The following is a 13067-nucleotide window of genomic DNA, read 5'->3' on the forward strand; positions in this document are numbered from 1 at the left end:
TCGGCGTACTGCTGTACGGACGCATGACGTATGTCGGACGGTTGCACGAGCGTAACGGAAACGCTGTTCGTGGCTCTCAGCGGGCCGCGCCGACCGGCTCCTCCGGCTCCGCGGCGCCGATGAACGTCCGCCACAGCTCCGCGTACCGCCCGCCGCGCGCGAGCAGTTCCTCGTGCGTGCCGTCCTCGGCGACCCGGCCGTAATCCATGACGACGACCCGGTCCGCGCGAGCTGCGGTGGTGAGCCGGTGGGCGACGACCAGGGTCGTGCGGCGGCCCGCGAGGCGGTCGGTGGCCTGATTGACCTGGGCCTCCGTGGCCAGGTCCAGCGCGGCCGTGGCCTCGTCGAGTAGCAGGACGTCCGGGTCGACCAGTTCGGCACGGGCCAGGGCGATCAGCTGCCGTTGCCCGGCGGAAAGGTTGCGGCCCCGCTCGGCCACCTCGTGGAGGTAGCCGCCCTCCAGGGTGGCGATCATCTCGTGCGCGCCGACCGCCCGGGCCGCCGCCTCGACCTCGGCGTCGGTGGCGTCGGGCCGCCCGTAGGCGATGGCGTCACGGACGGTGCCCTTGAAGAGGTACGCCTCCTGCGGGACGACGCCCAGACGGTGCCGGTACGACGTGAGGTCCAGGGAGCGCAGATCGGTGCCGTCGACGGTGACCCGGCCGCTGGTCGGGTCGTAGAAGCGGGCCACCAGCTTCACGAGGGTGGACTTCCCGGCGCCGGTCTCGCCGACGAAGGCGACGGTCTGCCCGGCCGGGATGCGCAGGTCGACCCCGCCCAGGGCCTCTTCGTCGTCGCCGTAGGCGAAGTGGACGTCCTCGAAGGCGATCTCGCCTCGCAGGGACGGCACTTCGAGGGGCTCGTCGGCGGACTTCGTCGAGGTCGGCTCCTGGAGGAGCTCCTGGATGCGGCCCAGCGAGACCGATGCCTGCTGGTATCCGTCGAAGACCTGGGAGAGCTGCTGCACGGGCGCGAAGAACAGGTCGATGTAGAGCAGGTAGGCCACCAGGGAGCCGATCGCGAGCGTGCCGTCGTCGACCCGGGCGCCGCCCACGATCAGCACGGCCGCCGCCGCCAGGGACGACAGGAACTGCACGAAGGGGAAGTACACGGAGATCAGCCACTGGCCCCGGATGCGCGCCCGGCGGTAGCTGTCGCTGCGCTCGGCGAACCGCCGCCCGCCGTCCTTCTCGCGCCGGAAGGCCTGCACGATCCGCAGGCCCGACACCGACTCCTGGAGGTCGGCGTTGACCACCGACACGCGCTCGCGGGCCAGCTCGTACGCCTTCACGCTCGCCCGGCGGAAGAAGAACGTGGCGACGATCAGCGGCGGCAGCGTAGCGAAGACGACCAGCGCGAGCTGTACGTCGATCACCACCAGGGCGACCATGATGCCGAAGAAGGTGACGACCGAGACGAAGGCCGTGACCAGGCCGGTCTGGAGGAACGTCGACAGCGCGTCGACGTCGGTCGTCATCCGGGTCATGATCCGGCCGGTCAGCTCCCGCTCGTAGTAGTCGAGCCCGAGGCGCTGGAGCTGGGCGAAGATCTTCAGCCGGAGCGAGTACAGGACCCGCTCCCCGGTGCGTCCCGTCATGCGGGTCTCACCGATCTGGGCCGCCCACTGCACGGCCACCGTGAGCAGTCCGAGCAGGGCGGCCGCCCAGACGGCGCCGAGCGCGACCTGCGTGACGCCGGAGTCGATGCCGTGCCGGATCAGCACGGGCAGCAGCAGGCCCATGCCCGCGTCGACGGCGACCAGGAGGAGACTGACCAGCAGCGGCAGCCCGAAGCCGCGCAGCAGCCGCCGCAGGCCGTACGACTCCTCCGGCTGGACCGCCCGGGACTCGTCCACGTCGGGCACGTCGGTGGCCGGGGGCAGCGCCTCGACCTGGGCGAGGAGCTCGGGGGTGGCGGGGCTCTCGGCGAGGGCGGTGTCCTCGCGCTCGCGGTCACCGGACCACAGCCGTGGCGTGACCCCGCGCTCGGCGTCGAACTCGGCGTCCAGCTCCTCCCGGACGGAGGTGTCCTCCTGGGGGCAGGCCGGCTGGGTGTGGCCCGGGGAGACGGCGCCCAGCTCGTCGGGGTCGGTGAGCAGGCGGCGGTAGAGGGCGGAGCGCTCCTGGAGCTCGTCGTGGGTGCCGATGGCGGCGAGGCGGCCGCCGTCCAGGACGGCGATGCGGTCGGCGAGGTTCAGGGTGGAGCGGCGGTGCGCGATGAGCAGGGTGGTGCGGCCCCGCATGACACTCTTCAGGGCCCCGTGGATCTCGTGCTCGACCCGGGCGTCCACGGCGGAGGTGGCGTCGTCGAGGACCAGCAGGCGCGGGTCGGTGAGGATCGCCCGGGCGAGGGCGACGCGCTGGCGCTGGCCGCCGGAGAGGGTGAGGCCGTGCTCACCGACGGTGGTGTCGTAGCCGTCGGGGAGTTCCCGGATGAAACGGTCCGCCTGGGCGGCGCGGGCGGCCTTCTCGATCTCTTCCTGGGTGGCGTCCGGACGGCCGTAGGCGATGTTGTTGCGGACCGTGTCGGAGAAGAGGAACGAGTCCTCCGGGACCAGCCCGATCGCCGCCCGCAGCGACTCCAGGGACAGCTCGCGCACGTCGTGCCCACCGACCAGGACGGCCCCGCGGGTGACGTCGTAGAAGCGCGGCAGGAGGAGGGAGACGGTGGACTTGCCGGAGCCGGAGGAGCCGACGACGGCGAGGGTCTCGCCCGGGCGGATCTCGAAGGACAGCCCGTCGAGGACCGGGTGGTCGGTGTCGTAGCCGAAGGAGACGTCGTCGAACTCGACGGTCGCGGGGGCGTCGGCGGGCAGCTCCTTGGAACCGTCCTTGAGCGAGGGCTCGGTGTCGATCAGCTCCAGGACGCGCTCGGTACCGGCGCGGGCCTGCTGGCCGACCGTGAGCACCATGGCGAGCATGCGGACCGGGCCGACCAGCTGGGCGAGGTAGGTGGAGAAGGCGACGAACGTGCCGAGCGTGACGTGCCCGCGCACCGCCAGATAGCCGCCGAGCGCCAGCATCGCGACCTGGCCGAGCGCCGGGACGGCCTGGAGGGCCGGGGTGTAGACCGAGTTCAGGCGGATGGTGCGCAGCCGGCCGGCGAAGAGCCGGCGGCTGACGTCCTTGAGTTTTCCGGTCTCCTGCTCCTCCTGCCCGAAGCCCTTCACCACGCGTACACCGCTGACGGCACCGTCGACCACCCCGGCGACGGCGGCGGCCTGGGCCTGGGCGTACCAGGTGGAGGGGTGCAGACGGGTCCGGCTGCGCTTGGCGATCCACCAGAGGGCGGGGGCCACGGCCAGGGCGACGAGGGTCAGCGGCCACGACAGCGACGCCATGATCACCAGGGAGATCGCGAACAGGAGGAAGTTCCCGATGGTCATCGGGAGCATGAAGAGCAGGCCCTGGATCAGCTGGAGGTCGCTGGTGGCCCGGCCGATGACCTGGCCGGTGGACAGCTCGTCCTGGCGGCGGCCGTCGAGCCGGGTGATCGTGCCGTACATCGCCGTCCGCAGGTCGTGCTGGACGTCGAGGGCGAGGCGGCCGCCGTAGTAGCGGCGGACGTAGGTGAGGACGTAGACGACCAGGGCGGCGGCGACGAGGAGGCCCGCCCAGGTGGTCATGGACCGGGTGTGGTCGCTGATGACGTCGTCGATGATCACCTTGGTGATCAAGGGGACGACGGCCATGACGGCCATGCCGGCGAGCGAGGAGCCGAGGGCGAGGACGACATCCTTCGGGTGGCGCCACGCGTAGCCCCACAGTTGTCGTGCCCATCCCCGTTTCGGTGTCACGCCGGTGCCTTCCAGTCGTCCTGATCTACCGGAAGGCACCAACGTCTTCGGCCGCGGATTTCATCCCGCCGTAACAGTTTCGCTTTGTTCACGGGTGCGGGTGCGTGGGGGCTGGTCGCGCAGTTCCCCGCGCCCCTGGGTGTCTGCGCGTACTCGCAGGTGATACAAGCGGGTCGTCTGTGCCGGGTTCTCGTTGTCGTCGCTGGCCAGCAGGACCTTCAGGGTGTTCTTCGTGCGGCCCGTGATCGTCATGGCCTCGATGTTGTCCAGGAGGGGGTTCGGCTGGGGCTGCTTGGCCGTCGCTCCCAGGGGCGGGCAGGTCACGAGGTCGGTGAGCAGGGTCTTCCGCGTCCCATGGCGGGGGTCGGCCAGGTAGAGGCGGACCGTGTTGCCGACGCCCGCCGTGAAGCCGCGTTCCAGGACCAGGAGGCGGCCGTCGGGGGTGGCCTGGATCTCGGGGACGCCGAGGCCGGGGTCCGTGCGGTAGGTGTACTGGGCGGCGAGGCGGAAGTGGGCCCCGTCGCGCTTCCAGGTCTGGAGGCGGACGGTGTCGGCGGGGTCACCGGAGAGGGGGTACTCCATGGAGGCCATGAGGGTGCGGCCGTCGGGGAAGAGGGTCAGGCCCTCGAAGGTGCCGTTGGGACGGGCACGGCCCGCCGGGGGCACGCGCAGGTCGTCCGGGACCGGGAGTCGGTCGAGGAGCTTGCCGGTGCGGGAGTAGCGGCGTACGGACGGCTCGGTCTCGGAGGTCACGAGATACGTGCCGTCCCGGTCCACCACCAGGCCCTCGGAGTCGAGTGCGGTTCCGGTCTCGTCGGTGAGCGGTGTGACCGAGCGGGGCCTCAGGGTCCGCGCGTCCAGGCGGAAGAGGGCCGAGCGGTCGGAGAGGGCGGCCAGGGAGCGGTCGCCGTTCACGGCCAGCGCGGAGAAGTTGCCGACGAAGGTGGTGCCGTACGTCGTCTTGTCGAGCGCGTCGGAGAAACGGTCGATGGAGACGGACGGGGAGCAGGCGTGTGAGGTCCGCGCCTGGGCGGGGCCGGCGGCGGTCAGGCAGGTGGCCGCCGCCAGGGCCGCCGTGAGGAGGGCGAGGTGGGTTCTCAGGGGCATGGGCGTCACCGTAGGGCGGGCCGGTGACGCCGGGTAGGCCGCGCGGTGAAGGGTCAGCTGGCCGCCAGGTCCCGGTGGATGACCTTGGCCACGGCCTGGATGGTGGCGATGCCGTAGTTCATCGTGCTGTTGCCGTGGGTGAGGACGGTCATCACGTAGTCGTGGCCGCCGCCCTTGAACGCGCCGACGCTGTGCACGCGCCAGCCGTTCGTGGCGCGCTGCAGCCAGCCGTTCTTGACGGCCACGGTGACGCCCGCTGGCACTCCGTAGGGCGTGCCCCAGCGCTGGGACGCCACGACCTGGCCCATCAGCTTGAGGATGTAGGCCCGGGCGTTGTCGCTGAGGACCGCGTTCCTGGCCGTGAGGAGCTTCAGCAGCTTCTGCTCGTCCGTGACGGTGATCTGGGTCAGGCCCCAGTAGCCGTTCGCGCCGGGCTTGGTCTGGGTCATGCCGGCCGCGGTGAGGAAGCCCTTGATCTTCGTCATGCCGAGCTGCTTCCACAGGGCGGACGTGGCGGCGTTGTCCGACTTGGTGATCATGGCCTTGGCGAGGGTGCTCTCACGGTCGGTGAGATACCGGTTCGTCTTCTTCGCGTCCCAGAGCAGGGCCGCGAGGACGGTGACCTTCACGACGCTGGCCGAGTCGTAGACGGAACTCGCGCGCAGGCTGCAGGTGGTGTTGGTGCCGCGGTCGTACAGGCCGAGGGCGACGGTGCCCTCGCGGCCCGCGAGCGCGGCGGTGATGTCCCTCTGCAGCGTGGCGGCGAGGCCGGCCTTCGCGGACGTACAGGTCACGGCCGGTGGAGCGGCGGCGGCGGGCGTGGCGGCGGCGAGCGGCACGAGCACGCCCGTACCCACGGCCGCCGCGAGTACTCTCGCGCGCCTGGGCATCCCGTGAGTCATGCAGGTCCCCCCATCCCTGTCAGCGGTACGACGCGCCCGTGCACGTCACCTCTGCTGACTCATACGGCCGGGCAACAGTTGTACGAGTGTTCCGCCGGCATGGCCCTGGGTAGGAAGAGGCGGGGTTCACCGAAGGGGTGGGGGGACTGTGGCAGGAAACGGACGCAGCAAGGCGTACCTCTGCGGCCAGCTGTACGCGACGCTGAGCGTATTGCGGGTCATCTCCACGGGCAGCAACGAGTTGGCCCAGACCGCCCGTCTGGACAAGGCGTCAGGCTCGCCGCGAGTGGAACTGCGCAAGCACCTTCAGCAGGCCGGCGAGCACCTTGAGGACGCGATGAAGGATGCCAGGCGGGCGCAGGCGGCTGCCGAGGTGTTCCAGGCGATACCCGGCTTCATCCCGCCCGGCGGTGTCCCCAGCAACCGCTTCGCTCCCAAGGAATCAGAGGACTTCAGCGACGGCTACAGCGACCAACTGGTCGCCTACAAGCGGAAGTTCTCCTCCCTGCTGGGTTGAACGGGGCCGTACCGCCCGGGCCGGGCCGGTGTCAGCCGCCTGCCGGAACTCTTGACGCCCTCTTTCCCGTCGGGATACTTGCGGTCGACAGCGCACCAACTCCCGCTGTAGCACGCAGACTTCGTCGCTCCCGATCTGATGCCGTCAGAGGCTTCGCATGTACGAAATCCCGAACGACGTACGAAGCGTCGCACCCCCCCACAGGAGGATCCTCCATGCGCCCACGCAAGGCAGTCATAGCCACCCTGACGGCCGCGCTCCTGATCGGCCCCGGCGTCGCCCAGGCCGCCACTGCGCAGACGACCGCCGCGCCCGCCCCGGCCCGCGACCGGGCCGCGGCGGCCACCATCACCTGGTCCCTCGTCCGCGCGAGCAATCCCACCGAGGACCAGCGCACCGCCTACGACGCCATCACCCGGGCCATGAACACGGCCGTGGCCCGCTACAACAACCTCAGCGACCTGGGCAAGACCATCACCGTCCGCTACGAGCCGGGCGTCCCCACCGCCGACGGCAATATCAACGGCACGATCCGCTTCGGCAGCAACCGCAGCTATATGAACGAACGCACGGCCCTGCACGAGATCTCCCACACCATCGGCGTGGGCACCAGCTCGGGCTGGTCCCGCATCGGCGGCAGCGGCACCTGGACCGGCGGGCAGGCCACCGCGCTCGTCAGGCAGTACGACGGCTCCGGGGCGAAGATCTCCACCGGCGGCGGCCACTTCTGGCCCTACGGCCTGAACTACGACAACGAGTGGTCGAACACGGCGGCCGACCGCCACGTCCACATCGTCGCCGCGATGGTCCGCGACGGCCTCTAGACGACAGGGCCCGGACGGCCACACGGCCACACGGTCTCACGGCCTTAGGCAATGTCCTCAGCCTGTTGAGGCGCGTGCCGGGTACACGGTCAGTGCACACGTGTGGACGACGAGCGGAGGTCGGGGCAGTGGCGGTGAAGGCGATGGGGTGGGCGCACTCGTTCCCGATGTCCGAAGGAGTACGCGCCGGGCGGCACTGGACCCGCAAGCGACTCGAGTCCCTGCCCTGGGCCGCTGCGGAGCCGGACACGGTGGACGCCATCGTGCTGACCGTGTCCGAGCTGATCACCAATGCGCACATCCACGCCCACAGCGACGCGGACCTGGTTCTCACCTGGGACGGCGACTGCCTTCATGTGAGCGTCCACGACGAGGACCCGACGCTGCCGCGCAAGCGCGAACCGGACCCGGGGGCTGTCTCCGGCCGCGGAGTGGCGATCGTGCAGAGGCTCGCCGACGAGTGGGGCATGCGGTGCCAGCGGAACGGCAAGACGGTGACGGCGTGCTTCCGCCCCGCCGATGCCGATGCTGACGCCGGTGCCGAAGCCGACACCGGAAACAAAGGGCATGACGGCGGCGTCAGTTGAGTTCCCGGCCGCCCGGGGCCCGGGCACCGTCGGACAGGCGGCAGGGACTCGCGCGTGTCACTCGGCCCCGGGGTGCTTGCCCGGGCCGTCGGCGCCCGGGGACAACGGGGTGGGTGACAGTGTGGTGTCCTCCTCGCCGGGCTCCAGAAGGGTGTCGGCGGCGCCGACGATGAGGGGGTCGGGTGTGCCGACGGCCTCGGGGTCCTTGCTGGCGTAGTCGATGCGTGAGAGCAGACTGCGCATGGTCTCCAGCCGGGCACGCCGCTTGTCGTTGCTCTTGACGACCGTCCAGGGGGCGTGTGCGGTGTCCGTGGCGCGGAACATGTCGACCTTCGCCTCGGTGTAGTCGTCCCAGAGATCCAGCGAGGCCAGATCGGTGGGCGAGAGTTTCCACTGGCGCACGGGGTCGACCTGCCGGATCGCGAAGCGCGTGCGCTGCTCCGAGCGGGACACGGAGAACCAGAACTTCACCAGCAGGACCCCGTCGTCGACCAGCATCCGCTCGAACGTCGGGCACTGGTCGAGGAACAGCTCGTACTCGTCCTTGGAGCAGAATCCCATCACGCGTTCCACGCCGGCCCGGTTGTACCAGGAGCGGTCGAAGAAGACGATCTCCCCGGCCGTCGGCAGATGCGCGACGTACCGCTGGAAGTACCACTGACCCGCCTCGCGTCCGGTGGGCTTGTCCAGGGCCACCACGCGTGCGCCGCGTGGGTTGAGCCGCTCGGTGAGCCGCTGGATCGTGCCGCCCTTGCCCGCCGCGTCACGGCCCTCGCACACGACGACCACCCGTGCGCCGGTGTCCTTGACCCACCGCTGGAGCTTGAGCAGCTCGATCTGCAGGATGCGCTTGGTCCGCTCGTACTCCTTGCGGCCGACCTTGTGGTCGTACGGATGGTTCTCCCGCCAGGTCCGGACGGGACGCCCGTCCGCGTCCAGCACGATCGGCCGCTCTCGCCGACGGGTGTCCACGGTCAGCCCGTCCAGCAGCGTGTCCGCTTCTTCGGCGTTCCCGGCGGTCCTGGCGTTCTCGGCGTTCGTCCCCACCCTGCACGGGTGCCCCGACCTGCCCCTTCCATGTGAGGAGCGGGACACAACGGCAGGTGGCCGGACCGGCCGCGCTCAGTCCAGATGCGTCGGCGCGAACATCCGCAGCACGGCCGGGAGCAGGACCACCGAGGGACCCGGCGTCGCGAGGTGCTTCGCGAGGTCCCGCTCCAGGCTTTCGGGGGTGGTACGGACGCCGGGGACTCCGAAGGACTCCGCCAGCGCCACGTAGTCCGGCCGGGTCAGCTCCGTCGCGGTCGCCTCACCGAACGCGTCATTCATGTACTCGCGCAGGATGCCGTAGCCCCCGTCGTCGACGATCAGCCAGGTGACGTCGAGGTCGTACTGGCGGGCCGTCGCCAGCTCGGCGATCGAGTACAGGGCGCCGCCGTCGCCGGAGACCGCGAGGACCGGCCGGGTCGGGTCGGCCGCCGCCGCGCCGAGGGCCGCCGGGAAGGCGTAGCCGAGGCCGCCCGCGCCCTGGGCGGAGTGCATGTGGTTGGGGCCCTTGGCGTCGAAGGCCGACCAGGCCCAGTAGGCGAGGATCGTCATGTCCCAGAAGGACGGGGAGTCGGCGGGCAGCGCCCGGCGGACGGACGCCAGCACGTCCTGTTCCAGGGTGAGTTCCTGTCCCGCGATGCGGTCGTCGACCTTCGCGAGCAGGTCCCGGACGCGGTCCGCGACGGTCGCGTCCTCGCGGGGCGACACCGTCTCCAGCAGCGCCTGCAACGCGAGGCGGGCGTCCGCGTGGATGCCCAGCGCCGGGTGGTTGGACTCCAGCTTGCCGAGGTCGGCCTCGATCTGGATGACCCGGCCCCGGGGCTTGAACGTGTGGTAGTTGGAGGAGAGTTCGCCCAGCCCGGAGCCGACGACGAGCAGGACGTCCGCGTCCTCCAGGAAGTCGGTGGTGTGCCGGTCCTCGATCCAGGACTGGAGCGACAGCGGGTGCTTCCAGGGGAACGCGCCCTTGCCGCCGGGGGTCGTGACGACGGGCGCCCGGAGCAGCTCGGCCAGCTGCTTGAGCTTGCCCGAGGCGTCCGCCCGTACCACTCCCCCGCCCGCGATGATCGCCGGACGGGCCGCCTTCGACAGCAGGTCGGCGGCGACGGCGGTCAGTTCGGGGCGCGGCGGCAGCTCCTCGGGGAAGGCGTCGCCGCCCGTCACCACCGGGATCATCGTCGGCGCGAGCAGCACGTCCTGCGGGATCTCCACCCACACCGGGCCGTGCGGGGCGGTCAGCGCCGACTTCCAGGCCGCCTCGACGGCGGACGGGATCTGGGACTGGGTGCGGACGGTGTGGACCGACTTGACCACGCCCCGGAACGAGGCTGCCTGGTCGGGCAGTTCGTGGAGGTAGCCGTGCCGGCCGCCGCCGAGGCCGGCCGTCGGGATCTGGCTGCTGATCGCGAGGACCGGCGCGGAGGCCGCGGCCGCCTCCTGGAGAGCGGCGAGGGAGGTCAGCGCCCCCGGCCCCGTCGACAGCAGCAGCGGCGCGGCCTCGCCGGTGATCCGGCCGTAGGCGTCGGCCGCGAACCCGGCGTTGTTCTCCACGCGCAGGCCGACGTACCTCAGGTCCGAGCGGCGCAGCGCGTCGAACATGCCGAGCGCGTGCTGGCCGGGCAGACCGAACACGGTCGTCGCGCCCAGCCCGGCCAGCGTCTCCACGACCAGGTCTCCGCCGGTGCGGCCGGGCGGGGGGTTCAGGGCCGCCTCCGTCTGGGCGGGCGTGGGGCGGAGCACCAGGTCGTGGTCGTGCGTCACTTGGCTTCCGAGTCCTTCCGGGCCGCGGCGATCTGGCGGGACATGATCGTGGTCAGTTCGTACGCGGTGTGGGACGCGGCGACCGACGTGATCTCGGCGTGATCGTACGCGGGGGCCACCTCGACGACGTCCGCGGAGACCAGGTTGCAGGAGGCCAGACCGCGCAGGATCTCCAGCAGCTCGCGCGAGGTCATGCCGCCGGCCTCGGGGGTGCCGGTGCCGGGGGCGTGGGCCGGGTCGAGGCAGTCGATGTCGATGGAGATGTAGAGCGGCCGGTCGCCGATGCGCTGGCGCAGCTGGTCGGCGACCTCGTCGGCGCCGCGCCGGTAGACGTCCGCCGAGGTGACGATGCCGAAGCCCATCTTCTCGTCGTCGGTCAGGTCCTGCTTGCCGTAGAGCGGGCCGCGGGTGCCGACGTGGGACAGGGCGGAGGTGTCGAGGATGCCCTCCTCCACCGCGCGGCGGAACGGCGTGCCGTGCGTGTACTCGGCGCCGAAGTAGGTGTCCCAGGTGTCGAGGTGGGCGTCGAAGTGCAGCAGGGCCACCGGGCCGTGCTTCTTCGCCACCGAGCGCAGCAGCGGCAGCGCGATGGTGTGGTCGCCGCCGAGGGTCATCAGGCGGGCGCCGGAGCCGAGGAGGTCGTCGGCGGCGGCCTCCACGGTCTCGACGGCCTCGTTGATGTTGAACGGGTTGACGGCGATGTCGCCGCCGTCCGCGACCTGGGCGAGGGCGAAGGGCGAGGCGTCCTGCGCCGGGTTGTACGGGCGCAGCAGCCGGGACGCCTCACGGATGGCGTTGCCGCCGAAGCGGGCGCCCGGCCGGTACGAGACGCCCGAGTCGAACGGCACGCCGACCACGGCGACATCGGCCCGTCCGCCGACCTCGTCGAGCCGGGGCAGCCGGGCGAAGGTCGCGGGTCCGGCGTACCGCGGGACGCGGGAGGAGTCGACGGGCCCGCGGGGAGTCTCGTTGCTGCTCATCTGGAAAATGCCTTCTCTCTTACGCTTCATCGCGTATGCACTGCTATGTACTGCTTGGTGTATGACTCTACTGGGGAGCCGCGACCGGTTCGGACGGGAGTTCGGGAGTCCGCCCGGCGAGCCGCTCGCGCCAGGCGGCGAGGACGGCGGGATCGGTGGCGGGGGTGGCCAGGGAGACCACCAGATAGGCGGCGAGGGAGGCGAGCAGTCCGTAGTAGACGGGCTCGTTGGCGAGGATGCCGTGTGTCGCCATCAGGACGGTGACCGCCAGTCCGCCGACCACGACGGAGGCGAGGGCGCCGTGGACCGTGCCCCGCTTCCACACCAGCCCGCCGAGGATCGGCACGAGCAGTCCGCCGACGAGGAGGTTGTAGGCGACCGTCAGTGCCTCCACGACGTTGTCGATGGCGATGGCCGTGCCGATGACCGCGAGACCCATGAGCAGGATGAAGGCGCGGTTGTCCTTCACCTCGTCGTGCTCTTCCCCCGGGGAGGTGACGATCCCCCGCAGCCGGGACCAGATGTCGTTGTTGGCGACGGTGGCGCAGGCGATCAGCGCGCCGGACGACGTCGACATCACGGCGGCCAGGGCGGCGGCCAGCACCAACCCCCGGACTCCGACGGGCAGTTCCTCCTTCACGATGGTCGCGAAGGCGTCGTCCGCGCTGCCGAGCTTCGGGTACAGCACCTTGGCCGCCGTACCGATGACCGCACCGGCGAGGGCGTAGGCGAGGCAGTACGTACCGGCGACGGTCCCGCCCCACTTGGCGGTCCGGTCGCTGCGTGCGGTGAAGACGCGCTGCCAGATGTCCTGCCCGATGAGCATGCCGAAGGTGTAGATCAGCACGTAGGTGAAGATCGTCTCGCCGCCGATGCCCAGCGGGTCGAAGTACTCGGTGGGCAGCTGGGCCTTCATCTCGCCGAACCCGCCGGCCTTCACGACGGCGATCGGCAGCAGCAGGAGCAGCACGCCGATGGTCTTCACGACGAACTGCACCATGTCCGTGAGGGTGATCGACCACATCCCGCCGAGCGTCGAGTAGGCGACGACGATCGAGCCGCCGAGGACGATCGCGAGTGTGCGGTTCATGTCGAACAGGACGTCGAAGATCGTGGCGTAGGCGATGGTCGAGGTCACCGCGAGCATGAGGGTGTACGCCCACATGACGACACCGGAGATCACGCCCGCCCGGCCGCCGTAGCGCAGGTCGAGCATCTCGGAGACGGTGTACACCTTCAGCCGGGCGATGCGGGCGGAGAAGAAGACGGACAGGGCGAGCAGGCCGAGGCCGATGGTGAAGACCATCCAGGCGCCGGACAGGCCGTACTGGTAGCCCAGCCCCACCCCGCCGATGGTGGAGGCGCCGCCGAGGACGATCGCCGCCATGGTGCCGGAGTACATGGCCGGGCCGAGGCGCCGGCCGGCCACCAGGAACTCGCTCTTGGACCGGGCGCGGCGCATGCCCCACCAGCCCATGGCCAGCATTCCGGCCAGGTAGGCGACGATCACGAGATAGTCGACGGCCATGAGGACCTCCTTCGCGCA

The 13067-nt window shown here is 70.9% G+C and carries 10 protein-coding genes; 3 read left to right on the forward strand and 7 right to left on the reverse strand.

Annotation, left to right across the window (positions count from 1 at the left end):
• Window positions 1-76: 76 nt before the first annotated feature.
• Genes IE97_RS0118535 through IE97_RS0118545 form a run of 3 tightly spaced genes read right to left on the reverse strand, consistent with a single transcriptional unit; the run spans window position 77 to window position 5805 of the window.
• Entirely contained in the window at window positions 77-3796 is a 3720-nt protein-coding gene (locus IE97_RS0118535) for an ABC transporter ATP-binding protein (RefSeq protein ID WP_030241192.1), read from the reverse strand.
• Window positions 3797-3856: 60 nt separating this feature from the next.
• On the reverse strand, window positions 3857-4903 hold the full coding sequence (locus IE97_RS0118540) for an esterase-like activity of phytase family protein (protein ID WP_078603294.1): 1047 nt from the start codon (window positions 4901-4903) through the stop codon (window positions 3857-3859).
• 53 nt (window positions 4904-4956) lie between these two features.
• Window positions 4957-5805, reverse strand: coding sequence for a serine hydrolase (locus IE97_RS0118545; protein WP_030241198.1), 849 nt, complete (start codon window positions 5803-5805; stop codon window positions 4957-4959).
• A gap of 148 nt (window positions 5806-5953) precedes the next feature.
• Between IE97_RS0118545 and IE97_RS0118550 the strand changes: the two genes are divergently transcribed.
• The 3 genes from IE97_RS0118550 (at window position 5954) to IE97_RS0118560 (ending at window position 7733) form a co-directional block, all read left to right on the forward strand.
• Window positions 5954-6322 carry a hypothetical protein gene (locus IE97_RS0118550; RefSeq protein WP_030241203.1) on the forward strand — a complete coding sequence of 123 codons (369 nt, stop codon included), beginning with the start codon at window positions 5954-5956 and terminating at the stop codon, window positions 6320-6322.
• Between the two features lie 215 nt (window positions 6323-6537).
• The gene (locus IE97_RS0118555) at window positions 6538-7146 is read left to right on the forward strand and encodes a hypothetical protein (protein ID WP_030241207.1); all 609 of its coding nucleotides are present in this window, start codon (window positions 6538-6540) and stop codon (window positions 7144-7146) included.
• A gap of 128 nt (window positions 7147-7274) precedes the next feature.
• Entirely contained in the window at window positions 7275-7733 is a 459-nt protein-coding gene (locus IE97_RS0118560; protein WP_030241211.1) for an ATP-binding protein, read from the forward strand.
• A 57-nt stretch (window positions 7734-7790) separates the two neighbouring features.
• Here IE97_RS0118560 and ppk2 read toward each other — a convergent pair whose 3' ends face one another.
• The 4 genes from ppk2 to IE97_RS0118580 form a co-directional block, all read right to left on the reverse strand.
• On the reverse strand, window positions 7791-8780 hold the full coding sequence (gene ppk2 / locus IE97_RS0118565) for a polyphosphate kinase 2 (RefSeq protein ID WP_051705031.1): 990 nt from the start codon (window positions 8778-8780) through the stop codon (window positions 7791-7793).
• 75 nt (window positions 8781-8855) lie between these two features.
• Entirely contained in the window at window positions 8856-10541 is a 1686-nt protein-coding gene (locus tag IE97_RS0118570) for a thiamine pyrophosphate-binding protein (RefSeq protein WP_030241218.1), read from the reverse strand.
• A complete protein-coding gene (gene speB, locus IE97_RS0118575; protein WP_030241222.1) occupies window positions 10538-11521 on the reverse strand; it encodes an agmatinase in 984 nt (327 codons plus the stop codon). Before speB ends, IE97_RS0118570 begins: the two co-directional genes overlap by 4 nt.
• 67 nt (window positions 11522-11588) lie before the next feature.
• Complete coding sequence (locus IE97_RS0118580; protein WP_030241226.1) at window positions 11589-13049, reverse strand: sodium:solute symporter; 1461 nt, start codon at window positions 13047-13049, stop codon at window positions 11589-11591.
• Window positions 13050-13067: the final 18 nt, after the last annotated feature.

It is taken from the genome of Streptomyces sp. NRRL S-455 (assembly GCF_000717875.1).
Classification (GTDB): domain Bacteria; phylum Actinomycetota; class Actinomycetes; order Streptomycetales; family Streptomycetaceae; genus Streptomyces.

Bases quoted from the DNA above. Each gene is read 5' to 3' on its own strand.
- IE97_RS0118540 (WP_078603294.1), bottom strand. From the start codon at position 4,903: ATGCCCCTGAGAACCCACCTCGCCCTCCTCACGGCGGCCCTGGCGGCG.
- IE97_RS0118545 (WP_030241198.1), bottom strand. From the start codon at position 5,805: ATGACTCACGGGATGCCCAGGCGCGCGAGAGTACTCGCGGCGGCCGTG.
- IE97_RS0118555 (WP_030241207.1), top strand. From the start codon at position 6,538: ATGCGCCCACGCAAGGCAGTCATAGCCACCCTGACGGCCGCGCTCCTG.
- speB (WP_030241222.1), bottom strand. From the start codon at position 11,521: ATGAGCAGCAACGAGACTCCCCGCGGGCCCGTCGACTCCTCCCGCGTC.
- IE97_RS0118580 (WP_030241226.1), bottom strand. From the start codon at position 13,049: ATGGCCGTCGACTATCTCGTGATCGTCGCCTACCTGGCCGGAATGCTG.